The 22,058-nt window shown below is 75.0% G+C and carries 20 protein-coding genes; 7 read left to right on the forward strand and 13 right to left on the reverse strand.

From position 1 onward, the window contains the following. Positions 1 to 6: 6 nt before the first annotated feature. From AB0G11_RS17790 to AB0G11_RS17810, 5 genes are all read right to left on the reverse strand, one after another. The gene (locus AB0G11_RS17790; protein ID WP_219514666.1) at positions 7 to 2,643 is read right to left on the reverse strand and encodes a LuxR family transcriptional regulator; all 2,637 of its coding nucleotides are present in this window, start codon (positions 2,641 to 2,643) and stop codon (positions 7 to 9) included. A 208-nt stretch (positions 2,644 to 2,851) separates the two neighbouring features. After that, positions 2,852 to 3,454 (reverse strand): GAF domain-containing protein, encoded by a 603-nt coding sequence (locus AB0G11_RS17795; protein WP_219514664.1) that lies wholly within the window; start codon positions 3,452 to 3,454, stop codon positions 2,852 to 2,854. Next, entirely contained in the window at positions 3,444 to 4,313 is an 870-nt protein-coding gene (locus AB0G11_RS17800) for a S8 family serine peptidase (protein ID WP_219514662.1), read from the reverse strand. Before AB0G11_RS17800 ends, AB0G11_RS17795 begins: the two co-directional genes overlap by 11 nt. Positions 4,314 to 4,315: 2 nt before the next feature. Next, positions 4,316 to 7,408: an AAA family ATPase gene (locus AB0G11_RS17805; protein ID WP_357586812.1), complete on the reverse strand. Its 3,093-nt coding sequence runs from the start codon at positions 7,406 to 7,408 to the stop codon at positions 4,316 to 4,318. Further along, on the reverse strand, positions 7,405 to 7,605 hold the full coding sequence (locus tag AB0G11_RS17810; protein ID WP_219517448.1) for an aroma-sacti cluster domain-containing protein: 201 nt from the start codon (positions 7,603 to 7,605) through the stop codon (positions 7,405 to 7,407). Before AB0G11_RS17810 ends, AB0G11_RS17805 begins: the two co-directional genes overlap by 4 nt. Before the next feature lie 213 nt (positions 7,606 to 7,818). Between AB0G11_RS17810 and AB0G11_RS17815 the strand changes: the two genes are divergently transcribed. The 4 genes from AB0G11_RS17815 to AB0G11_RS17830 all read left to right on the forward strand — a co-directional run bounded on the left by AB0G11_RS17815 (position 7,819) and on the right by AB0G11_RS17830 (position 11,311). Further along, entirely contained in the window at positions 7,819 to 8,088 is a 270-nt protein-coding gene (locus AB0G11_RS17815; protein WP_219517446.1) for a StsA-related sactipeptide RiPP, read from the forward strand. Between the two features lie 98 nt (positions 8,089 to 8,186). Further along, positions 8,187 to 9,629 carry a StsB family radical SAM/SPASM domain sactipeptide maturase gene (gene stsB / locus AB0G11_RS17820; RefSeq protein WP_357586814.1) on the forward strand — a complete coding sequence of 481 codons (1,443 nt, stop codon included), beginning with the start codon at positions 8,187 to 8,189 and terminating at the stop codon, positions 9,627 to 9,629. Positions 9,630 to 9,641: 12 nt separating this feature from the next. Next, positions 9,642 to 9,926, forward strand: a complete 285-nt coding sequence (locus AB0G11_RS17825; protein WP_219517442.1) for a PqqD family protein — start codon at positions 9,642 to 9,644, stop codon at positions 9,924 to 9,926. Continuing rightward, on the forward strand, positions 9,923 to 11,311 hold the full coding sequence (locus tag AB0G11_RS17830; RefSeq protein ID WP_357586816.1) for an FAD-dependent oxidoreductase: 1,389 nt from the start codon (positions 9,923 to 9,925) through the stop codon (positions 11,309 to 11,311). Before AB0G11_RS17825 ends, AB0G11_RS17830 begins: the two co-directional genes overlap by 4 nt. Here the strand turns inward: AB0G11_RS17830 and AB0G11_RS17835 are convergent. The 7 genes from AB0G11_RS17835 to AB0G11_RS17865 all read right to left on the reverse strand — a co-directional run bounded on the left by AB0G11_RS17835 (position 11,271) and on the right by AB0G11_RS17865 (position 18,637). Next, positions 11,271 to 11,978: a response regulator transcription factor gene (locus AB0G11_RS17835; protein ID WP_219517439.1), complete on the reverse strand. Its 708-nt coding sequence runs from the start codon at positions 11,976 to 11,978 to the stop codon at positions 11,271 to 11,273. The two genes, AB0G11_RS17830 and AB0G11_RS17835, sit on opposite strands and share 41 nt — an antisense overlap. A 167-nt stretch (positions 11,979 to 12,145) precedes the next feature. Next, positions 12,146 to 13,171, reverse strand: coding sequence for a methyltransferase (locus tag AB0G11_RS17840; RefSeq protein ID WP_357586818.1), 1,026 nt, complete (start codon positions 13,169 to 13,171; stop codon positions 12,146 to 12,148). Continuing rightward, positions 13,168 to 14,391 carry a cytochrome P450 gene (locus AB0G11_RS17845; protein ID WP_357586820.1) on the reverse strand — a complete coding sequence of 408 codons (1,224 nt, stop codon included), beginning with the start codon at positions 14,389 to 14,391 and terminating at the stop codon, positions 13,168 to 13,170. The genes AB0G11_RS17840 and AB0G11_RS17845 overlap by 4 nt, the downstream gene beginning before the upstream one ends. Beyond that, positions 14,388 to 15,737, reverse strand: coding sequence for a TfuA-like protein (locus AB0G11_RS17850; protein WP_357586822.1), 1,350 nt, complete (start codon positions 15,735 to 15,737; stop codon positions 14,388 to 14,390). The genes AB0G11_RS17845 and AB0G11_RS17850 overlap by 4 nt, the downstream gene beginning before the upstream one ends. Next, on the reverse strand, positions 15,737 to 16,870 hold the full coding sequence (locus AB0G11_RS17855) for a YcaO-like family protein (RefSeq protein ID WP_357586824.1): 1,134 nt from the start codon (positions 16,868 to 16,870) through the stop codon (positions 15,737 to 15,739). The genes AB0G11_RS17850 and AB0G11_RS17855 overlap by 1 nt, the downstream gene beginning before the upstream one ends. Positions 16,871 to 16,892: 22 nt before the next feature. Continuing rightward, on the reverse strand, positions 16,893 to 17,705 hold the full coding sequence (locus tag AB0G11_RS17860) for an ABC transporter permease (RefSeq protein ID WP_219517434.1): 813 nt from the start codon (positions 17,703 to 17,705) through the stop codon (positions 16,893 to 16,895). A gap of 5 nt (positions 17,706 to 17,710) precedes the next feature. After that, the gene (locus tag AB0G11_RS17865; RefSeq protein ID WP_357586826.1) at positions 17,711 to 18,637 is read right to left on the reverse strand and encodes an ABC transporter ATP-binding protein; all 927 of its coding nucleotides are present in this window, start codon (positions 18,635 to 18,637) and stop codon (positions 17,711 to 17,713) included. Positions 18,638 to 18,905: 268 nt separating this feature from the next. Here AB0G11_RS17865 and AB0G11_RS17870 point away from each other — a divergent pair, with 268 nt between their 5' ends. Then, the gene (locus AB0G11_RS17870; RefSeq protein ID WP_357586828.1) at positions 18,906 to 20,777 is read left to right on the forward strand and encodes a BTAD domain-containing putative transcriptional regulator; all 1,872 of its coding nucleotides are present in this window, start codon (positions 18,906 to 18,908) and stop codon (positions 20,775 to 20,777) included. A gap of 127 nt (positions 20,778 to 20,904) precedes the next feature. Further along, a complete protein-coding gene (locus tag AB0G11_RS17875; RefSeq protein ID WP_219517431.1) occupies positions 20,905 to 21,144 on the forward strand; it encodes a LuxR C-terminal-related transcriptional regulator in 240 nt (79 codons plus the stop codon). Positions 21,145 to 21,155: 11 nt separating this feature from the next. Here the strand turns inward: AB0G11_RS17875 and AB0G11_RS17880 are convergent, their stop codons facing one another. Beyond that, positions 21,156 to 21,560, reverse strand: a complete 405-nt coding sequence (locus AB0G11_RS17880; protein ID WP_219517430.1) for a hypothetical protein — start codon at positions 21,558 to 21,560, stop codon at positions 21,156 to 21,158. Between the two features lie 149 nt (positions 21,561 to 21,709). On the opposite strand from AB0G11_RS17880, the gene AB0G11_RS17885 reads away from it, so the two are divergent. Further along, positions 21,710 to 21,919 carry a ubiquitin-like protein Pup gene (locus tag AB0G11_RS17885; protein ID WP_049570363.1) on the forward strand — a complete coding sequence of 70 codons (210 nt, stop codon included), beginning with the start codon at positions 21,710 to 21,712 and terminating at the stop codon, positions 21,917 to 21,919. Positions 21,920 to 22,058 lie beyond the last annotated feature (139 nt).

Below are 22,058 nucleotides of genomic sequence, written 5' to 3' on the forward strand. Positions count from 1 at the left end.
GCGGGCTCAGCCCTCCGGGCCGCTGCCCAGCACCTGCGCGAGCCCGTGCCGTCCGGAGACGCCGAGCTTGGCGTACACCCGGCCCAGGTGGTTGTTGACGGTCCGCAGCGACAGGCCGAGCCGGCCGGCGACCTCGCGGGCCGGCAGCCCGGCGGTGACCAGCTTGGCGACCTGGAGCTCCCGGGGCGTCAGCGACGCCTCGCTGCCCGTCAGGTCCGTCAGCGGCGTCCGCACGGCCCCGCACTCGGCGAGCCGCTCCCTGGCGAAGGCGAGCGCGGTCTTGGCCGCCGTGCGCCGCCCCGCCCTGGCGTGCAGCCGGTGCGCCGTCGCCGCCGCCTCGGCCGCGTGCAGCAGGTGGCCCGTGTGATACAGCGTCTCGGCCGCCGCCGTCAGCTGCCGGGCGTCGTCGGTGGCCAGCGCGGTGGACGCCCGCGCGAACGCCGCCGCCGCGGGCGCCGCCGTCTCCCCGGCGATCCGGTGCAGCCGGGCCGACACCTCCCTGGCCTCGCCGAAGCGCGCCGCGTCGAACAGCGCCAGCGCCTCGACCATCGGCGACTCGGCCTCCCGCGCCGCCTTGGCCGCCTGCATCGCGTGGTTCGCGGCGCCCAGCAGGTCGAGCGCGGCGGCGGCGGCCCACGCCCGGTTGCGCTCGATCCACGGGTCGAACAGCGCCCCCGGCGGCGGGGGACAGCCGTCCATCCGGCTGAGCCAGGCGTCGGCCTGCACCGTGTCACCCGCCATCGCGTACGCGCCCGCCAGCTCGGCCAGGTAGACGCCGCGCAGCCGCAGCGGGTCGTGCTCGCCGAGCAGCACGACGGCCTCGCGCAGCGCCTGCTGGGCCGGCGCCACCCGGCCCTGCGCCTTGGCCACGAAGCCGCGCACGACCGCCCACACGCCGACGACCGGCGCGGTCAGCTGGCCCTCGACGGCCTCCCGGTAGCCCGTCTCCACGTCCTCGGCGGCGGTGGTGAGGGCGCCTCCCAGCAGCAGCGCCAGGCAGCGGGCGGCGCCCACCTGGGCCCGCGCCCACGGCGACACCGCCCGGCCCGCCGAGGTGACCGCCACGCCGCGGGCGTACGCGGCCTCGGCCCGGTGGGTGTCGCCCATGAGCCCCGCCGCGAGCTGGACGGCCGTGGCGGCGCGCACCGCCGCCTCGGCGGGCAGCGGGTCGGCCGGCCCGAGCAGCGCCGTCCCGGCCGCCAGGGAGCGCCTGACGTGCCCGTCGAGCAGCATCGTCCAGGCCCGCACCGCCTCCGCGGCCCGCTCGCCGCCCGGGTCCTGCGGGTCCGGCGTGACCTGGCGGCGCCAGTAGCCGATCTTCTCGCGGAGGATCGCCCGGCGTCCGGCGCGTTCGGCGTCGCGGCACTGCTCGGCCGCCGGGAGCAGGCCCGCGGCGTCGGCGTGGCGTCCCTGGTGGCACAGGACCTCGGCCAGCGTGAGGGCCGCGTCCACGCCGCCCCCGGCGTCCAGCGAGGCGGTGGCCAGCCGTTCTGCGGCCTTCAGCTCCAGCCGTCCCGCGGTGCGCTGCGCGGCGTGCAGCAGCTCGCGCGCCGACGTGCCGAGACCGGCGTTGAGCCGCGCGACGGCCAGGTCGAGCGCGTCGTCCTCGCGGCGGCCCGGTAACGCGGCCAGCTCCCGGGCGAGCCGCCCCCAGATCGCCCGGGCCTGGGCGCGCGGCATGCGGGCGCGCAACACCTCGCCGTAGGCGGGGATCGTGAGCCGGGTGCGCTGCCGCGCCCCGCAGAGCTCTACCGTGACCAGCCCCTGCCGTTCGGCCTGCGCGACCGCGGCGGGCCCGGCCAGGCGTTCGAGCACCCGCTGGCCGAGCGGCTCCTGGCAGGCCAGGGTCTCCAGCACGCCCAGCACGGCCGGGTCGCCGACCTGCATCTGCGCCTCCAGGAGGTCGCCGAGCCGCCCCGTGACCCGCACCTGCTCGCCCAGGTGCCACAGGCCGTCGACGCGGTGCAGCACCGCGCCCTCCAGCCCGGACTGCACCAGCTCGCGCAGCACCAGCGGGTTCCCGGCCGACAGGCGGCGCAGCGTGCGCCGGGTGACGGCGTCCAGCGGCCCGCCGAGCGCGCGTTCGAGCAGCGTGTCGACGTCGTGGTCGGCGAGCGGGCGCAGCTCGACGCGCCGGGCCAGCCGTTCCTTCCACAGCGCGGTCACCACGTCGGGCGCGGGCTGCCCCTGCCGGGCGGTGAGCAGCACGAAGGCGCGCGTGTGCAGGGCGAGCCGGTGGACGAGCGCGGCCGAGACGCTGTCGAGCAGGTGGGCGTCGTCCACGACGAGCACCGGGCGCTCGGCGGCGGGGGCGCTGAAACGCTCCACGATCCGGTCGAAGACCACCCGGGTGCCGTGTGCCGCGCAGTCGCTCAGCGGCGCGAGGTGGAGCAGCGCGCCCAGCGGGATCGCCGCGGCGGCGGCGGTGGCGCCGGCCCAGGCCACCGGATGTCCCGCCGAGGCCAGCCGGGCGAGCGCCTCCGCGGCCAGTCGGGTCCGGCCGGCCCCCGGCGGCCCCACGACCACCACGCCGCGCACCTCCGCCCGCGCCGCCGCCTCCGTGGTGGTGCGCAGCGCGGTGGCGCGTCCGACGAACGGCCATGCGTTCCTGGGGAGTGCGTCGTGCGGACGGCTGGCTCCCATGTCGTCCTTTCAGAGTGAGTCGTGCCAGGAAGCAAGGGGCCGGGAGGGTGGGGGTGCCGGTGGGGGAGTGATCACTTCCGCCTTCCCTGAGAACAAACGGCAAAACGGAGTGATCGTGACATAGCTCTTAGTGGACGTAAAGATCGCTCTCGTATGTGGAAAGAGACCCGCCGTCACACCGCCTGGTGACGGCGCCGCGGCCCGGCCGTCACGGCCCCAGCAGGTCGTCGGCGAGCGCCAGCAGGCGCACCGCCGTCGCGTCGGGCGGCCGCGAGGACGCCGACAGGCGCTCGCCGATCCGGCGCAGCAGGTCGCGCGGATCGGCCGGCGGCTCGGCGCGCCGCCCGGCCCGGATGCGCAGCAGCAGCTCCAGGGCGCAGGCCGCCTGGGTGGCGAACAGCCCGAGCAACTCCATGTCGTCCAGCTCGCTGCGCGAGGCCGTGCGGTCCAGCACCTCCAGGACGCCGACGCACTCCTCGAAGCGGATCAGCGGCGCCGCCATGATCGTGCGCGGCACGTACCCGGTGGACTCGGCGGCGTCGCGGGCGAACGGCGCGACCTCCGCCACGTCGTCCGCGACCATCGGCTGCCCGCTCGCCGCCACCCAGCCGGCGATCCCCGTCCCGGCCGGGAACCGGCTGCCGACCAGCTCCTTCTCGCCCTCGCCCGACACCGCCTCGAAGATCAGGTCGCCGGTCTCCGGCTCCACCAGGAAGATGGAGGCGGCGGCGGCGCCGAACATGTGCCGGGCCACTTCAACGACCGACTGCAGCAGCCGGCGCTCGGTGCCGTCGATGTCGTCAGGAGACATGGGCCTCTCCGCTGTGAGTCAGGGTGTTGTCGGCTGCCAGATAGAGCACGGTCTTGAGCTGGAACGGCGTCAGCCACGGATGCTTGCCCAGGATGAGCGCGCAGATGCCGGTGATGTGCGGGGCCGCGAAGCTGTTGCCGGTGCTGCGGATCTCCCGGCCGCCCGGCCACGCGACGGGCACCTTGACGCCGCGCGCGTGGAACTCCGCGGGCGGCGCCGGGTTGTAGTAGTACGTCATCGGGTCGGGCAGGTCGTGGCTGGCCACCGAGACCACCGAGGAGAACGTCCACGGGTAGCTGAGCACGGGCATGTTGTGCGCGGCGGCCACGAGCAGGCAGCGCCGGAAGTAGGCGCGGTCGGCCAGCTCGTGCAGCGACTCGCGGAAGCCGGACCTGGTCGTCGACAGGCTGAGGTTGACCAGGTCGAAGCCCTCCTCGATGGCCCAGCTCAGCCCGGCCACGAGCGCGTCGCCGGAGCCGGTCTTCCCGTCGGTGAGCACCCGCACCGAGGTGAGCGACACGCCGGGGGCGATCGACCGGATCACCCCGGCGCAGGCGGTGCCGTGCCCGGCCGGGTCGGCGGGTTCGCACTCGGCCACGACCGGCCTGCCGTCGTCCCCGCCGACGACGTGCAGCGACCGCTCCAGCCCGCCGATCCTCGGATGGTCGGCGGCCACGCCGGTGTCCAGCACGCACACCCGTACACCCGAGCCGTCGGACCCGCCCCACGCCCACTCCTTGCTCACCCCCGACAGCGGGCTGACGTCGAAGGGCTCGGGGGACTGCCGCCGGGTGGACAGGCCCCACGCGGGCACCCCGGGGAACTGGGCGGGCCGGTCCCTGCGCCAGGGCGGCGTCATGGTCACGGCTCCTCCCACCAGTCGCGGATCCTGCGGGCGGGCAAGCTCGCTCCTTTCGTGAGGTACGCCTCGATCGCCGCGCGGGCGGCGGCGGCCGGGTCGCGCCCGGCGGCCCGGTCGGCCCTGGCGAGGTCGGCCAGGACGTCGCCGCGCAGGCAGGGGTCGTCGGTCGAGCCGAGCAGCGCCCGCGCGCGGGCGGCGGCGCGGGCCGCCTCCTCGTGGGCGCCGCCGAGCGCCGCGATCAGCGCCCGGGTCGCGGCGGCGCTCACCTCGCCGCGCAGCTGCCGGGGGCCGCCGCCGTCCGCGAGCCGCGCCAGCTCGGCGGCGGCCCGATCAGCGTCCCCCGCCCGCAGGGCCTCGCGCGCCGCGTAGACCTCCAGGGTGGCGGCGGGCGCCCCGTGACCGGCGGCGCGCAGCGCGGCGGCGGCCCGCCGGAACCGGTCCCCGGCGCTCTCGTGGTCGCCGGCCAGCGACTCGGCCAGCCCCCGCACCTGCGCCACCGCGAGCGCGGGCAGCCCCAGGTGCAGGTCGGCGGCGTGCCGGTCGGCCGTGTCGAGCGCCTCGCGGGCGGCCTCCAGCTCGCCGGCGAGCGCGAGCAGCCGCGCCCGGGTGGCGAGCACCGGGACCAGCAGGGCGCGGTCGCCGGCGAAGCGGTCCAGCAGGCCGGCGCAGAGCGCCAGCCCCTCCGGGACCGGCGCCGGCGACCACTGCACCAGCTCGCACAGCCCGCCCAGCAGCCGGTCCTCCTCGTACGTGTCACCCATCGCCCGCGCCCGGCCGAGCCCGTCGCGCAGCGCCCGGTCCGCCGCGCCGAACCGGCCCTCCTCGATGCGGGCCAGGGCTTCGAGCTGGTGGAAGCGGCACCAGCTCAGCTCGTCGCCGGGGTCGAGCGCCAGCCGTTCGCGCAGCGGCGGCAGCCGGGGCCCGCGGGCCCCGGCGCGCAGGGCGAGGATCTCGCGCTGGATCGCGCAGGTGAGCGCGGTGCGCGGGTCGTCGGGAGCGAGCTCCCCGGCGCGGTCCAGCGCCTCGGCGGCCCGGTCGCCCTCGCCCCTGGCCAGCCGGGCGTCGCTGATGCGGACGGCCAGCGACCGGTGCTCGTCCCGGCCCGGCGGCAGCATCTCCCGGCCGCGTTCCAGCAGCGCGATCGCCGCCGGCAGGTCCTTGCGGCGCAGCGCCCGGGAGCCGTCCCTGATGAGCGAGGCGGCGGCCCGGTCGGTCAGCTCGGGCAGCAGCGGGTCGCCCGGCCGCACCTCGCGGGTGAGCCGGCAGGCGGCCAGCAGGTGCAGGCTGACGTCCGCCTGGCCGGGGCCGGGGAAGGGCGCGTCCTCCGGGATGCCGCCCGTGTGGCCGCCCGTGTGGCCGCCCGCCCGGACGGCCAGCTTCCGGTGCCAGTCCGCCCGCGCGTGCTTGCTGGTCAGCGCGTAGACGGTCTCCCGGGTGAGCGTCTGCGTGAACTCGTACGCGCCCGGGAGCGCGCCGGGCCGGATCAGCCGGTCGTCGCGCAGCCGCCGCAGCGACGCCCGCACCGCGTCGGGCCCGGTGCCGAGCAGCTCCGCCACCAGCTCCTCGGTGAACGCCTGGCCGATGGTCGCGGCCCGTTCCAGCACGTCGCGGTCGGCCTCGTCCAGCCGGTCCAGCCGGGCGCCGAGCAGTGCCTGGATGGTGGGCGGCAGCGAGGAGCCGCCCTCGGCCAGCGTCTCCAGCATCAGCTCGGCGAACAGCGGGTTGCCGTCCGAGCCGTACGTCACCCGGTCGAGGACGTCGTCATGTACGGCGACCGCCGTGTCGTGGGCGACCACCTCGGCGCGGCCGGCGCGCAGGGCGGCGAGCTCGGCGACGAGCCGGGCCATGTCCGGCCGGCCCAGCGGGCCGAGCTCCAGCGACAGGGCGCGCACCACGCCCGCCCCCCACGCGGGCCGCGTCCGGCACAGCTCCGGCCGGGCCACGCAGACGAGCAGGACCGGCACCCGGGCCAGCCACGCCGCGCAGTCCTCGATCAGGTCGAGCAGCGTCGGCTCGGCCCACTGCAGGTTGTCCAGCACCACCACGAGCGGGCCGCGCCGGGCCAGCACCTCGAACAGCGACCGCACCGCCCGCGCGATCTCCGCCACCCCGGCGGTGTCGAGCTCGCCGGGCTCCCCGGTGCCCGCCAGCCCGCGCAGCACCCGCGCGCTCTGCGGGCCGAGCATCGCGGCGACGGCCGGCCAGCCGCCGTTCAGCGCCTCCAGCATCTCCGCGATCGGCCGGTAGGTGGCGCCGATGCCGTAGGAGGGGCACCGGCCGGTCAGCACGCTCACGCCGTCGGGCAGCCGGTCCAGGAACTCCCTGACCAGCCGCGACTTGCCGATGCCGGGCGCGCCGAGCACGGTCGCCATGCCGCACCGCCGGTCGGCCAGCACGCGTTCGTGCAGCAGGGTGAGCCCGCGCAGCTCCTCGGCCCGGCCGGCCAGCGGCACCGCGCCGGGCTCCGGCTCGTCCCGGTCGGGCTCCACCCCGGCCAGCCGCCAGGCGCGCACCGGCTCCCGCTTGCCCTTGAGGCTGAGCGGCGGAACCTCCTCCAGCAGGGCGTGCCGCCGTACCAGGTGGGCGACGTCGTCCCCGACGAGGATCTCCCCGGGCGCCGCGGCCGACTGCAGACGGGCCGCCGTGTTGACCGGGTCGCCGATCACCCGCACGCCCGGTCCCGTGCCGTCGGCCACCATCACCTCGCCGAACGCGACCCCGCAGTGCGCGTCCAGCCGCACCCCCTCCCGCGCGGCGGCCACCGAACCCGCACCCGTGCCCAGCTCGGCGCTCAGCTCGGCGCCCAGCCGGTGCACCTCGGCCATCGAGTCGCGCGCCGCCAGCACCGCCCGCAGCGCGTCGTCCTCCCGGCTCACCGGCACGCCGAACACCGCCATGATCGCGTCACCGATGTACTTCTCCACGACGCCGCCGTGCTCGGTGATCCGCGCCCGGCAGGCGGCGTAGTAGCGGTCCAGGACCCGCATGAGCAGCTCCGGGTCCAGGCGCTCGGCCAGCTCCGTCGACCCGACCATGTCGATGAACAGGACCACGACGTTGCGGCGCGCAGGCCGCGGCCCCCGTGCGCTCATACGAGCTTGAGCTCCTGTCCTTCGACCTCGCCGGCGACCTCGTCCAGACGCTTCTTGATCGAGTTCAGCAGCGCGACCTCCGGCTCGGTGAGCTCGGCGAACACCCGCCGCTGCCGCTCGTCGAGCAGGTCGATGGGATGGCCGGCCGCCCGCAGGAGCGAGAGCGCGTCGAACACACCCGATCCGGTACCGCTCATCAGCTCTTCCCCTCGTCCGCCGAACGACCGCGCCCTGACACCCAGGCTGAAACGGGACACCGCCGATCGCAAGAGATCGGGAACCCCACGATCGTGGGGTCTCGCCGGTCCAGGTCACCGCCGGTAGAGCCCACGTTTGTGGGGTTGTGCCACCCTCTCGTGACCGGCTCATACTCGACCTGCAACGCATCACCAACACGGAGAGGTGAGGGCATGGCCTTCGATCCGAAGGAAGCTCTGCGCGAGGCCGGGATCATCAACGACCCGATCGCCGCTGAGGTCGAGGAGGCGTTCGCCACCTTGACCAAGGAAGAAACCGACCTGCTCATCTCGCTCAAGGACAAGATCCCGGCCACGCTGCCCGAGGTTCTGTCGGGCGAGCAGTGGGCCAGGCCGGAGGTCGAGGTCCACTCGATCGAGGCCGACGCCAAGTGCATGTGCGGGGCCTGGTCCGGCTCCGGGTCCGGGGCCGTGGCGAACTAGGCGCGGCCGACGCCGGCTGTCGCGTACGCGGCTCCGGGCCGCAGGCCGCCGGGCCTGGCCCGGGGCCGCACCTGCCGCTGAGAGCGTGAAGGGGAATGATGTCTGGGAAGCTGGCCCGGAACCACTCGCTGTTCGACGTACCGGAAGACCTGACCTACTTCGTGCACGATGGGGACTACCTGGTCATCAATCCGCTGTCGGGTGGCCGGTGCGTCCTGGACGCGCGGGAGTTCGGCGTCCTGCGGGCCCTGGCCCGTCCGGGCGGACGGCTGGAGGAGACCGAGGAGACCGACCGGCTCCTCGCCAAGCTCATCCTGAGCTGGATCGTCTACTACAACGGGAACCAGCCTCGGGTCACGATGTCGGAGCCGCGGCTCAGCCAGGTCTACTACGCCATCACCGACGGCTGCAACCTGCGCTGCCCGTACTGCTACGCCTCCTCGGAGAAGTGCCTGCCGGGCGAGCTCACCACCGAGGAGTCGCTGGCGCTGGTCACCCAGGTGGCCGAGTTCGGCGCCTCCACCATGATCTTCACCGGTGGCGAGCCGATGCTGCGCAAGGACCTGTTCCAGATCGTCCAGCACGCCAACGACAGCGGCCTGACCTCGAACATCATCACGAACGCCACGATGATCCGGACCCCGGGGATCGCCCGGCGCTTCGCGGACCTGTTCGGCACCGTCACGGTGAGCGTCGACGGCGCCACGGCCGAGACGCACGACCGCACCCGGGGCGCGGGCTCGTTCGACAAGACCCACCGGGCGCTGCGGATGCTCAACGACGCCGGCGTGGTGCCCCTCATCAACCACCTGGTCACCTCCGACAACGTCGACCAGCTCGAGGACTTCGCCACCTTCATGGAGGGCATCGAGGTCCGCGACATCCGGCTGATGTACCACAACAACCTGGGCCGGGGCGTCGACGACGAGTTCGAGTTCGGGTGGGAGGACCACCTGCGCATCCAGCGCATCACCTGGACCTCGCCCGCGGCCGGACGGCTCCTGCCGGACGGGCCCAAGCCGCTCCAGCGGTGCGCCGTGCGCGGCAACTGCGGGATGGGCGGCAACGAGATCTACATCAACTCGCTGGGCGACGTCTACCCGTGCAAGCTCGTCACCGAACCGGGCCACCTGGCGGGCAACGTGCGCCGCCAGTCGCTGTCGGAGATCTTCGGCGCCCCGCTGCTTTACGACATGCGGACGAGCTCGGTGTACGGCGGCGACTACCACGCCGACTGCGAGAAGTGCTACATCAAGGCGTCCTGCGGCGGAGGCTGCCGGGCCGCCCACATGTCCGAATCGGGCGACCTGCGGCGCAACAGCCGCCACCAGTGCCGGATCCTGCGGCACGGCATCGCCACCCAGCTGTGGCTGGAGTCGGGGATCAAGCCGGCCGAGCTGGCCCGCGACCCCGAGATGACGACGCCGCGCCTGGTGGCGAGCGACGCCGTGCACCCGGTCTTCGACGACTGGAAGACCTACGTACGACCCTCGCCCGGCGCCGTCCGCGTCGGCGAACTGCTTCCCATCACGCCCGTTTAGAGGAGGTGGAGTGTGTCACTCCAGATCAGCGACGCTGTGATATGGCAGGAGACCGCCGGAGGCATCTCGCTGTACCACACCGAGTCCGGGGACTTCCACAGCTTGAACGAGACGGCTTCGCGGATCTGGACGCTCGTCGCCGACAAGGGTGAACGCGAGGCGATCGTCTCGGAGCTGTCCCAGCAGTTCTCCGGAGGCAGCGTCGCCGTGAGCGTCCGCATCGTGAAGGACGTGCAGGCGTTCCTCGGCACCATGATCGAGCAGGGGCTGATCGAAGAGCGCCCGGCGCTTTCATGACGCGGGCGCTCGTCCTCGGCGGCGGCCTGGCCGGTGTGCTGGCCGCCGCCGTGCTCGCCCGGCACGCCGGCGAGGTGCTGCTGGTCGAGGGCGACCACTACCCGCCCGGCCCGCTGCCGAGGCGCGGGCTGCCGCAGTCACGGCACAGCCACGTGCTGGTGAGCGGCGGCGCCCGGGCGCTGGACGAGCTGCTGCCCGGCACGGTGGCGGAGCTGCTGGCGCGCGGCGCGCAGCGGCGCGGCCTGCCCGGCGACGCCCTGGTGCTCGCCGCGCAGGGCTGGTTCCGGCGGCTCGACACCGGCGCCTGCCTCCTGTCGTGCGGGCGCGGGCTGCTCGACCAGGTGGTGCGCGAGCGGGCGCTGCCCGGCGTCACCGTCCTGACCGGCACGCGGGCGCTCGGCCTGGCGGGCGACCGGCGGCGCGTCACCGGCGCCGTCGTCGAGACCGCGGGCGGCGGGACGCGGACGATCACCGCCGCGCTCGTCGTGGACGCGACGGGCCGCAGGTCGAAGGCGCCCGGCTGGCTCCGGGCGATCGGCGCGCCGGCCGTCGAGGAGGTCACGGTCTCCTCCGGGCTGGCGTACTCCACCCGCCACTACCGGGCCCCGGACGGGCTGGCCGAAGGCATGCCCGCCGTCATGCTGCACCCGCGCCCGGCGCCGGGACGGCCCGGCCAGGGCGCGACCCTGTTCCCGGTCGAGGACGGCCGCTGGATCGTCACCCTCACCGGCACCCGGGGCGGCGAGCCGCCGGTGGACGAGCGAGGCTTCACCGCCTTCGCCCGCGCGCTGCGCGACCCGCTCGTCGCCGACCTCATGGCGGCCGCCACCCCGCTGGGCGGCGTCCGCCCGTACCGCGACACCGCCAACCGCAGGAGGTTCTTCGAGCGGGCCGCGCTGCCCGGCGGCTTCCTCGCGATCGGCGACGCGGTGTGCGCGCTCAACCCCGTCCACTCGCACGGCATGTCGGTCGCCGCGCTGGGCGCGCTGCGGCTGGCGGCCGAGCTGGCCCGCCACGGCGCCGACCCGGACGCCTTCCCGGCGGTGCAGAGCGCCGTGGCGGCGCAGGCGGAGACGTCCTGGCGGCTCGCGCTCGCCCAGGACCGGCCACGCGACGACGGGGCGCGGGAGGCGAGCGCGTTCCAGCGGGAGATCCTCGCCCGCAGGTCGCGGGCCCTGCTGAGCAGCCCCGAGCTGGCCGCCGGGTTCTTCCGCGCCCAGGCGCTCCTCCCGCCGCCCGCCCAGGACGGCGCGGCGGTGGCGCGGGCCCTGACCGGCGAGCCGGAGCCACTGCTCACCACGGAGGAGGCCGTCGCCCAGCACCCGGCCCTGCACGCCTGGTGGGCTACCCACGCCCGAGCAGGCGGTGAACCGATTCGCCGGTGATGACCCCCGACTCGTAGGCGATGCCCACCGCGTGCGCCCGGTTGGCCGCCGACAGCTTGGCCAGGATGCGCGCCAGGTGCGAGCGGACCGTTCCAGTGCCGATGCCGAGCCGGCCCGCGATGCCCGCGTTCGACAGGCCGGCCGCGACGAGGGCCAGCACCTCGGCCTCGCGGCGGGTCAGCGCCGCCGGCCGCCGGTCGGCTCGCGGGATGACGGCGGAGATGCGGTCGCGCAGCCGGGTGACCATCGAGCTGGAGATGAACGTGTGCCCGGCGGCGACCAGCCGGATCGCGGGCACGATCTCCTCCAGCAGCGACTCGCGGTGCACGAACCCGCCCGCGCCGCCGCGCAGCGCCCGCCCTAGGAGCTGCTCGTCCAGCACGTCCGAGACCACCACCACCCGGGTCCGCTTCCTCGCCTGGGCGGCCATGGCCAGCGCCGACTCCTGGCCGTCGGGCTGGCGCAGCGCCGCGTTCACCACCGCCACCCGGGGCTGGAAACGGGCCGCCTGCTCGCACAGCCGGTCGGGGTCGCCGCTCTCGCCCAGGACGCGGATGCCGTTGCCCACGTGCAGCACGCTCCTGAGCCTGGCGCGCACCGCCCGGTCGGGCTCGCCCACGACGACCCGCAGCGCGGGCGCCGTCTCGCCCGCCTGCCTCACGTCCACCGGTGTGCCACCTGACCATTCCGAGTTCGGGCGCGCCTGCTCGACCGGCACACTATGCTCCGCGCCGGGCCGGACCGCCAGAGCAGCGGGATTACTCAAGGCGGGCGCCCGCCAGTGGGAAGTACTCATGACTCCCCGTGACCCGGCCAGTCGGACGGCTCGCGGGCTCAGACCGGTGCGGCGGACAGCACCCGGATCGCGGTGCCGCCGAGCGGCGCGCTCACGCCCTCCAGCGCGAACCCGGCTCCGGCCAGCAGTTCCTCGAACCCGGCCCGGTCGCGCTCCCGGCCGCCGGTGTAGACGAGCATCGCGATGTCGCTCATGACGGCCCCGGCCGCGTCCGGCGCGTCCAGCCGCCCGGGCAGCACCGGCTCGACCACCAGCAGCCGCCCGCCCGGGTCGATCGCCTTGCGGCAGCGGCGCAGCAGCGTGGCGCAGCGCCGGTCGTCCCAGTCGTGCAGGATGCCCTTGAGCAGCAGGAGGTCGCCGCCGGGCACGCGCGCGAAGAAGTCGCCGGCCTCGACCGCGCACCGATCGGCGACCCCCGCCCGCCGGAAGGTCTCCGCGGCCCCCGCCCCGCCCTCGGCGGTGTCGTACAGGACGCCGCGCGCGCCCGGCACGGCCGCGAGGACCGCGGCCAGCAGCGTGCCGTCCCCGCCGCCGACGTCGACGACCACGCGGGCGCCGCCGCAGCCGACGGCGCGGGGCACCTCGGCGGCCAGGTGCCCGGTGCCCTCGCGCATCGCCGTGTTGAAGATCCGCGACAGCCCGGCGTCGCCGGCGAGGTGGTCGAACAGCGGCCGGCCGTGCACCCGGTCGAAGGCCGGCTCGCCGGTCAGCACGCTGTCGCTGAGCGCGCCCCAGGCGCTCCAGACGGCCGGGTCGCCGAACAGCAGCACGCTGGAGCGCATCGACCGGGGATGGCCGGCGCACAGCGGCCGGCCGAGCTCGGCCAGCGCGAGCTGCCCCGGCGCCGTCTCGCGGAGCACGCCGAGCACCACCAGCGCCCGCGCCAGCCGCCTCAGCGCCGCCGGGTCGGCTCCCACGGCGCCCGCCAGCTTCTCGACCGGCAGCGGGCCGTCGGCCAGGGCGTCCGGCAGGCCCAGCCGGACGGCGCTGTAGAGGATCTGCGAGCCGGCGTAGCCGAACGCCGTCCGCGACAGGTACGCGTAGTCCGCCCACTCGTCCGTCACGCGCCGGCTCCTTCCTTCAGCAGTACGGGCAGGCGGCGCACGCCGTGCAGGAACAGCTCCGGCGTCCATTCCAGGCGGGCCGGGTCGGCCGCCAGCGTGAGGCCGGGGAAGCGGCGCACCAGCGCGCCGACGGCGGCCCGCGCCTGGATCCTGGCCAGCGTCGCGCCGAGGCAGAAGTGGCTGCCGTGGCCGAAGCCGAGGTGCCGGTTCGGGGTGCGGCCGATGTCGAACGTGTCGGGCCTGTCGAACACCGCCGGGTCCCGGTTGGCGGCCAGCAGCACCGGCACGACGACGTCGCCGCACGCGACGGGCACGCCGCCGATCTCGGTGCCGGTCAGCGCGTACAGCGGCCGGGAGTGCCCGACGGGGCCGTTGTAGCGCAGCGCCTCCTCCACGGCGGAGTCGATCAGCTCGGGCCGCTCCCGCAGCCGCCGGAGCTGGCCGGGGTGGCGCAGGAGTTCGAGCACGGCGTTGCCGATGAGGTTGACCGTCGTCTCGTCGCCCGCCAGCAGCAGCTGGAACACGCTGGAGACCAGCTCGGCGCGGCTCAGCTCGGGCGAGGTGGCCAGCCGCGACAGCAGGTCGTCGCCCGGCCGCGCGCGCCGCTCGGCGAGCTTCGCGCTCGCGTAGGCGACGAACGCGACCCCGGCGCGGCGCACCCGCGTCACGTCGCGGCTGCGCAGCATGTCGTCGCTCCACCCGCGCAGCCGGTCCAGGTCGTCGAGCGGGAAGCCGATCAGCTCGGCGACGACGCGCAGCGGCAGCGGCAGCGCCAGCGCCTCGATCACGTCGGCCTCGGGGCCGCCCGCCGCCATCGCGCCGATCAGCTCGCCGACCACGGCGTGGACGCGCCGCTCCAGCGCCGTCACGGTACGGGGGCCGAACGCGGGCGCGATCAGCCGCCGCAGCCGCGTGTGGTCGGGCGGGTCGAGGTTGAACACGTTGCGCCGCACCATCGCCAGCGGGTCGTGCTCGAAGCGGCGGTGGAACGCGGCGGCCTCGGGCGGCAGCCGGTCGAGCTGGCGCCCCAGGGCGGGGCCGAGGAGCACGCGCTGCACGTCGGCGTACCGGGTCACGTACCACAGCACCCGCCCGGTGGACGGGCACCGGCGGCGGCAGGCGGGGGCCCGCTCCCGCATGTCGCGCAGCAGCGGGTGCGGGTCGGCGCGGTGCTCGGGCGCGGACGGGTCGGCCTCCAGGTCCGGCGTGGTCGCGCTCATCGCCCTCCGGCCCCGCGTACGTCCAGCGCGAAGAACCTCCTGGCAGCCACGCCCAGGTCCTCCATGTCGAGGAAGCCGCGCCGGGCCAGCTCGATCCGGGCGCCGGTGCCCGGCCGGTTCCAGCGGCGGGAGAAGACGGTCCCGGCGATCGCGGGGGCGGGCACGGCCAGCTTGCCGCGGGTGCGCTCGGCGGCGTCGTCGGCGCGGGCGACCAGGTCGCACCACTCCGGCCAGCGCGGCGAGCGCCGGATCCGCTCCAGCACGGCGGGCCGCCAGTCCTCCGACTGCCAGACGGGCCACACCCGCACCATCACCAGCGTGAGCCGTTCCTCGGCGCTCAGCGTGTCGCGCTCGGCCTCGGTCAGCCAGGAGGCCAGGTTGCCGGGCAGCGGGCCCTCGCCGCCGCCGTTCTCTCCCTCGCTCGTGGCGCCGCCGAGCCGTGCCCGCGCGTACGCGCCGGTCGTGAGCCCCCGCTCGGCGGCGAAGCCCGCGAGCAGGCCGGTCAGCACCTCCTCGTGCACGTCCGGGTAGTCGTCGGCGTACAGGCGGGCCGCGCTCAGCACGTCGAGGTCCGTCATCCACCTGCCGGGCGCGTACTCCCACCGCGACCGCCAGGCCAGCGCCTCGTAGTGGGTGACGCCCGTCAGCGCAGACTCGGCCGCCCAGCGGACCGTCGGCTCGGCGGGCGGCTCAGTGGGCGGCTCAGCGGGCCGGCGCAGCGCCGCCAGCGCGTCCAGCCGCTTGACGTCCCACTCGCCGCCGGCGATCTTGCGCCGGAGCGTGCCCAGCGCCTCCCGGTCGCCCGGGTCCACCGCCCGCTCCAGCTCCTCCCAGGAGCGGTGCGTGAACGGCCTGGCCTTGGCGGCCGCGACGATCCGCTCGCCCGCCTCCGCCGGGACGAGCCCGGTACGGGCCCCCTCCCGGCAGCCGTGGCGCAGGTTGACCAGCGCCACCGTGACGGGCGGGTAGCCGCGCTCGGCGGGCCCGTGCAGCACCGCCACCTCGTCGTCGCCGTCGACCTCCCCCGAGGCGTACATGCCGTGGACCTCGCCGACGCCCGTCATGCCGAACGGGCCCAGCTCGGCGGCCCGCAGCGCGCCCATGCTCGCCGCGCCGACGACCCGCACGCCCGCGTCGAGCAGCCAGAGGATCTCCTTGTGCCCCACCGACAGCCGCTCGCGGTAGTAGCCGTCGATGAGCACGGCGGTGTCGCTCCGGCGCCACTCCTCCCGGTGCAGGTCCCCGCGCGCCACCGGCGGGCGGACCTCGGCGTGCGGGGCCGCGGCGAGGACCTCCTCGGGGGAGATCGTCGGCCCGGCGTAGACCAGCGTCCTGGACGGGCTCACTACAGCACCTCCGGTGTGATGCGGCTGCCGGGAGCCACCACCCTGACCACGGGGACGCCGATCTCCTCCCGGGTCAGGTCGGCGACGAGCGGGACGCAGGAGAACGCCTCGGCGGCCCGCTTGACCACCTCGCGCAGGTCGTCGAGCAGGCTCTCGTGCGCCGTCTGCCCCCGGATCGCGGCTCCGCCGGCGGGCCGGGGGAGCGGCCCGCGTCCGAGCGCGGCGTCGTGTGTGCCGGGCAGCAGGTCGTCCCGCGCGCCCGACACGTAGCCGAGCCTGGCCTGCGCCGCCTCGGTGATCGCCCTGGTCAGCGCGATCTCGGAGCTGAGATGGCAGCCGAACCCCATGAACGCCGGCGGGTAGTCGTCGCAGGTGATCCGCGCGAGGAAGCACGGCAGCCCGGTCGGCGACGGCACGGACCTGACCTCCAGGGCGACGCGGGCGCGGGCCATGGCCTCGCACAGGCCGTCGACGACCGGCGATCCGAGCGTGGCCGGGTCGGCGAGCGCGCCCCTGCCGCCCGAGGCGAGCGCCGCGGTGACGGCGTCACGCTCGATCACCTCGTACAGGGCGTGCAGCACGGCCTCGGTCACGGTGTTGCCGCTGGCCAGGCCGTTGGTCGAGGACAGGAACGCGGGAGCGGTCCAGCCGGTCCTGCGCACGAGCGAGAACTCGACGCACTCCCGGGGCACCAGCGCGCGCGAGCCGTCGGCCAGCGACGTGGCCGTGACCCAGTCGACCGGCAGCCCGTCGTGCAGGAGCGAGGCGGGCGCGGCGGGCAGGGCGCGCACGTCGTAGGGCAGCCGGTCGGCCACCTCGCGCGGCGGCGCCTGGAGGACCGGCGTCATCGGCTGCTCGGCGTGCCACAGCTCGATGCCCTCCATCATCGCCGACACCCGGGCCAGCTCCGGCGTGACGCCCTTGCCCTGGGACACCGCGAGCGTCCTGGAGGCCGGGCGGATCGCCTGGAACGTCGGGATGCCGATGGTGTCGAGCCTGGTGATGTCCGCGACCCGGGTGATCCCGACGAGCCGGGCCGCGCGCCGCGCCATCGCGTACGTGGCGGCCGGGTCGCGGGCCCGGTCGGTGCCGGGCAGCCGGAGCTTCACCTGGTCGGAGTCGTCTGTGCGCATCGTCCCCTGCCTGAGTGCCAGATCAGATGTTGCGGGCGCGGTTGAGCAGCGCGCGCCCGCCGACCGTGTAGCTGACGACCGCCAGGACCGCCAGGACGAGCAGGTCCTGCCACACCTCGGCGAACCCGAACACGGCCGCGTCGCGCATCCCGTTGATCCCGTACGTGAGCGGGTTGACCGCCGCCACCCACTGCAGCACCGTGGGCATGCTGTCGACGGTGTAGAGCGACGGGGCGCTGAAGATGAGCACCGGGATCGAGATGTTCGACAGCAGCATGAACGCCTGGTAGTCGGTGATGAGGATGGCCGCCGCCAGGTAGAGCCCGTTGAAGGCCACCGCGGACATCGCCAGCGCCGCCAGCAGCCCCGCCCACGCCTCGACGCCGAACGGCAGGTCGAAGACGACGACCGCGAGGCCGAGCGCCAGCAGGGCCTGGAGCAGCACCAGCGACACCCCGGCGATCACCTTGCCGACGAGGAAGCGGGAGCGGCGCAGCGGGTAGGACCACAGCTGGGTCGACACCCCGCTCATCTCCTCCTGGAACAGCGCCATGCCGGACGTCCCGGCCGCGCTGACCACCGCCATCGCCAGCGTCATCGGCAGCAGGAACACCGCGAACGGCACCTCGACGCCCTCGTACACGACGACCTGCATGAGGTTGCTCAGCGACGTGTTGACCAGCAGCAGGTAGATCAGCATCGGGGCCAGGCCCATGATCAGGTAGACCCGGTTGCGGGCCAGCAGCGCGTACTCGCGGTAGAGCACCGCCGACAGCTCGGCCGCCTTCGGGATGCCGGTCGGGGGAGTGTTGACGAACGTCAGCTTGGCCGCCATGCGCCTCATCCCTCGTTCTCGGTCATGCGGAGGAAGACCTGCTCCAGCGAGTCCGCGACGGTGGAGACGCCGGTGATCGCCACGCCGTGGTCGTGGCAGTAGCGCGACAGCTCCGGCAGCACCTCCTGCACCTTGGCGCCGTGGATGCGGACCTCGGACTCCTCGGCGGTGGCCGTCAGCCGGGCGGCGTTCGCCCACCCGGCCACGATCCGGCCTGCCTCCGGGTCGTCGACCGACACCACCAGGTGGGTGGTGCCGAACTCCTCCACCAGCTCGCGCGGCTTGGCGAAGCGCACCACCTTGCCCCGGTTGATCACCAGGACGCGCTGGGCGTTGCGCTCCAGCTCGTCGATGTGGTGGCTGGTCCACAGCACGGTCACGCCGTGCTCCTCCCGCAGCCAGGTCACGAAGCGCTCGATGTCGCGCCGCCCCGCCACGTCCAGCCCCGCCGACGGCTCGTCCAGGATGAGCAGCCGGGGGATCGTGAGCAGCGCCCGGACGAGCTGGAGCCGCTGCCGCTGCCCGCCCGAGAGCTGGAAGGCGAACCGCTGCAGCGCCTCGGTCAGGTTGAGGAACTCGGCCAGCTCCAGCGCCCACGGGCGCACCTGCCGCCAGCGCAGCCCCCGGAAGTGGGCGGCGATGCGCAGGTTGTCGAGCGCGGGCAGCATCATGTCGAACGGCCCGGACTGGTGCATCGCCCCGATGCCGCTCTTGGCGGCGACCGGCTGGCGCACCGGGTCGGCGTCGAACACCCGCACCTCGCCCGAGGTCGGGGCCGTCACCCCGCAGATCATCTTGATCAGTGTCGTCTTGCCGGCGCCGTTGGGTCCCAGGAGCCCGATGGTCTCGCCGCGGGAGATCTCGAACGAGACGCCGTCGACCGCGGGCCGCTCGGCGCGTCTGTAGCGTTTGGTCAGTCCTGCCGCAGTCACCACGTCGCCCGGCACGGCCCACCCTCTGTCCGCTGGAGATGTCGTTGCAGGTCGAGTATGGGCCTGTGATCAGCGCATGGCACAACCCCACAAACGTGGGCTAACGGATTGGCAGCCTCCCCCTCTGCCGTTCGGCAGAGGCGGCCGTTGTGCGCCCACCGCCGCGAGATGACCATCGCCTCATGAACGCGTTCGCCGGCCACGCCCGGCATGACCTGTGGCCGGGCCGAAGCGGACCGTTCCCGAGCCGGGCGGCGGGAGGACGCCGGTGAGCGGCGACCCCTACACCCTCCGCATGCCGCGCGGCCGGACCGGCGCGTCGTGGCAGCTTCCGGAGGGCGCCGACAGCGCGGCCGTCCTGCCGTGCGTGGTCCTCGTCGGCCGCGCCGGGCTGCCGGAGTTCACCGTGCTCCAGCGCGGCCTGCGCACGCTCGGCGTGCCCAGCGTCCGCGTCGACGCCGGGTCGCTGGCGGGCCTGGGCGTCACCGCGCGCCTGGACGACGGCGCCCCCACGCTCGACGGCCGCCGCATCAGGCCCACCGTCACCTGGGTGCGGCACTTCTCGCCGCGCGCCATCCCGGGCGCGAACGGCTCGCCGGCCTCGGTGTTCAGGGCCGACTCCTGGTACGCGCTCGTCCGCCAGCTGTCGGCGCGCTCGGCCGTCCGGCTGCCCGCGGGCGCCGACCCGGGGCGGCTGGTCCAGCTCGACGACGCCGCCCGCCTGGGAGTCCGCACGCCGCGCACGATCGTCACCACCGACCCCGGCGCGGCCGTCGCCGAGCTGCCGGGCGGCCGGGTCGTCGTCAAGGCCCTCGACCAGCACTTCGTCGAGGCGGAGCCGGGCACGCTGCACGGCGTCTTCCCCGAGATCGTCCAGGCGTCGGAGGCCGGCCGGCTGGACCGGCGCGACGCGCCGATGATCGTCCAGGAGTACGTCGAGCACGTCGCCGAGCTGCGCGTCTACTACCTCGACGGGGAGATCCAGTCGTTCCGCGTCGGCAAACCGTCTCCGGAGGCGATCTGGTGCGACCCGGAGTCGGTCACGGTCACCCCGGCGGCCACGCCCGAGGCGGTGGCCGGGGCGGTGCACCGGCTCGCCGGGCACTGGGGGCTGCGCTACGGCGCGTTCGACTTCCTGCTGACGGCCGACGGGCCGGTCTTCCTGGAGGTCAACCCCGACGGCGACTGGCGGTGGTTCGAGACGAAGGCGGGCGTCGACGACGTCACCATCGCCGCGCTGTCGATGGTGCGGGCGCTGCACCGCCAGTCGGCCGGCCAGAGCCCGCCGCCGATCGACCTGGCCGGGTTCCTCGCCCTCGGCACCGCCCGCGCCGGACGCGACGGCGGGCGTGAGGGCGGGAGCCAGGAGGCGCGGCCCGCGCTGGACGCCCGCGTGCTGGGCCCGCTGGAGGTGCGCGTCGACGGCGCGATCGCGCACATCAGCGCCCGCAAGGCCCGGCTGCTGGCCGCGATCCTGCTGTCGCACCCCAACCACGTGGTCCCCACCGGCCACCTGCTGGACGCGCTGTGGGGCGACCGGCCGCCCCCCACGGCGCGCAAGAACCTCCAGGTGTACGTCTCGATGCTGCGGCGCAGGATCGGCGACCGGATCTCCCACCAGGGCTGGGGGTACCGGCTGGACGCGGCGGCGGGCGAGCTCGACCTGCTGAGGTTCCGCCAGCTGGCCGGGGCGGGCCGGGAGATGCGCCGCAGGGGCGCCGCCGACGCGGCCTCGGAGCTGCTCGACGACGCCATCCGGCTGTGGCGGGGCCGGCCGCTGGAGGAGTTCACCGGCGTCGCGCTGCTCGACGACGTGGTGGCCAGGCTCACCGAGCTCCACCTCACGATCAACGAGGACTGGGCGGAGCTCGAACTCGACCGCGGCGGCCACGTCGAGGTGCTGAACCGGCTCGACGAGCTGGTGCCGTTCTTCCCGGCGCGCGAGCGGCTGGTCGCGGCCCGGATGCGGGCGCTGGCGGGCTGCGGGCGGGCCCCGGAGGCGCTGGCCCAGTTCGAGACCGTCCGCCGGCATCTGGCCGCCGATCTCGGGATCGATCCGAGCCCGGTGCTGAAGGAGGTCTACGAGGACATCCTCCAGGGCGCGGGCCCGCGCCGGCCGGCTGCCGGGGGCCGCTGGTGACCTGTGCTGATAAGCGGCCGCATGCTCACGCCATACCGATGCTTAAGCGCCTTCTTCTAGCGTGCTTTCACGGGTGCTTTCCGCCGGGGAAAGTCTCCGGTCAAGGTGATTCGAACTGGGACGGCCAATGGACCTCGCTTCCGGCGACCTGCTCAACGACCGCGACACCGGACTGATCGTCATGCTGGCCAAGGGGTACACGACGGCGAGGATCGCGCGGGAGATGAACCTCAGCCGCTACACCGTGGCGGAGCGGATCGGCAAGCTCCTCGACCGGTTCGCCTGCAGCAACCGCAGCCAGCTCGTCGCCTACTCCTACGCCCACCGGCTCCTGGACGTGGGGATCTGGCCTCCCGGCACCGCCTGAGGCGCCCAGGCTCATACCAGGCCGACGCCGAGGGTCAGCGTCCCCACGGCGAGCGACGCGCCGCCCGCGAACGTCAGGGCGATCAGCCGGTTGGGCCTGGTGTCGGAGGGGCGCGCCACCGACAGGAAGAAGCCGAGCGGCATCAGGATCGGCGCGGCCACGATCGACACCCGCACCAGCGTCTTCCAGCCGTCGGACAGGTCGGCCTGGTCCACGTACAGCATCGCCACCAGGCTGAACAGCACCAGGACGCCGGCGTGCGCGTGGCCGGCGCGCCACAGGCCGCGGCGGACCGGGTTGTCCAGGTATCCGGGGACGCCGCGCATGAGGAAGCTCAGCAGCGACACGCCGCCGAAGGCGATGGTCGGGACCGTGATGAGGAGCACGCCTGCCGTGCTCAGTGACGCTGGGGACATCGGAACCTCCGTGGTGCTCGTCTCTCTCCCAGTATTGGATAGTGTCGCTATCCAGTCAAGTCCGCAAGATCGCGGGGGGAAGAGCGCGCATTGTGGCCCGGTTCGGGGAAGATATGGCTAGAGGCAGTCCCCCGACGTGGAGGTAGGACATGGCGAGCAAGGACACCGGTGGGCAGAAGCAGACCGGCCGGCGCGAGTCCGAGGTCGAGGAGACCGAGGCGACGGCGGCACCCGACGTCCAGGAGCGGCAGGAGAAGCTCACCGACGACGTCGACTCCATCCTCGACGAGATCGACGAGGTGCTCGAGGAGAACGCGGAGGAATTCGTCCGGTCTTACGTGCAGAAGGGCGGCGAGTAAGGCGTCGCGGCCCGCAGACTGCGCGGAAGCAGAGGGGAGACGGTCCCTGCGGGCCGGTGGCCGGAGCGCGCCCCCGCCCGCCCCCCGCCCCCTCCCCGGCGCCGGGCCGTGGGGGCGGCCGGCCACCCGGAGTCGGCGG

Source organism: Nonomuraea sp. NPDC023979 (assembly GCF_040639085.1).
Taxonomy (GTDB): Bacteria; Actinomycetota; Actinomycetes; order Streptosporangiales; family Streptosporangiaceae; genus Nonomuraea; species Nonomuraea ceibae.

Excerpts from the sequence above, each read along its gene's own strand:
- AB0G11_RS17790 (WP_219514666.1), bottom strand. The coding sequence starts at position 2,643 with ATGGGAGCCAGCCGTCCGCACGACGCACTCCCCAGGAACGCATGGCCG.
- AB0G11_RS17795 (WP_219514664.1), bottom strand. The coding sequence starts at position 3,454 with ATGTCTCCTGACGACATCGACGGCACCGAGCGCCGGCTGCTGCAGTCG.
- AB0G11_RS17800 (WP_219514662.1), bottom strand. The coding sequence starts at position 4,313 with ATGACGCCGCCCTGGCGCAGGGACCGGCCCGCCCAGTTCCCCGGGGTG.
- AB0G11_RS17805 (WP_357586812.1), bottom strand. The coding sequence starts at position 7,408 with ATGAGCGCACGGGGGCCGCGGCCTGCGCGCCGCAACGTCGTGGTCCTG.
- AB0G11_RS17810 (WP_219517448.1), bottom strand. The coding sequence starts at position 7,605 with ATGAGCGGTACCGGATCGGGTGTGTTCGACGCGCTCTCGCTCCTGCGG.
- AB0G11_RS17815 (WP_219517446.1), top strand. The coding sequence starts at position 7,819 with ATGGCCTTCGATCCGAAGGAAGCTCTGCGCGAGGCCGGGATCATCAAC.
- stsB (WP_357586814.1), top strand. The coding sequence starts at position 8,187 with ATGTCTGGGAAGCTGGCCCGGAACCACTCGCTGTTCGACGTACCGGAA.
- AB0G11_RS17830 (WP_357586816.1), top strand. The coding sequence starts at position 9,923 with ATGACGCGGGCGCTCGTCCTCGGCGGCGGCCTGGCCGGTGTGCTGGCC.
- AB0G11_RS17845 (WP_357586820.1), bottom strand. The coding sequence starts at position 14,391 with ATGAGCGCGACCACGCCGGACCTGGAGGCCGACCCGTCCGCGCCCGAG.
- AB0G11_RS17855 (WP_357586824.1), bottom strand. The coding sequence starts at position 16,870 with ATGCGCACAGACGACTCCGACCAGGTGAAGCTCCGGCTGCCCGGCACC.
- AB0G11_RS17860 (WP_219517434.1), bottom strand. The coding sequence starts at position 17,705 with ATGGCGGCCAAGCTGACGTTCGTCAACACTCCCCCGACCGGCATCCCG.
- AB0G11_RS17875 (WP_219517431.1), top strand. The coding sequence starts at position 20,905 with ATGGACCTCGCTTCCGGCGACCTGCTCAACGACCGCGACACCGGACTG.
- AB0G11_RS17880 (WP_219517430.1), bottom strand. The coding sequence starts at position 21,560 with ATGTCCCCAGCGTCACTGAGCACGGCAGGCGTGCTCCTCATCACGGTC.
- AB0G11_RS17885 (WP_049570363.1), top strand. The coding sequence starts at position 21,710 with ATGGCGAGCAAGGACACCGGTGGGCAGAAGCAGACCGGCCGGCGCGAG.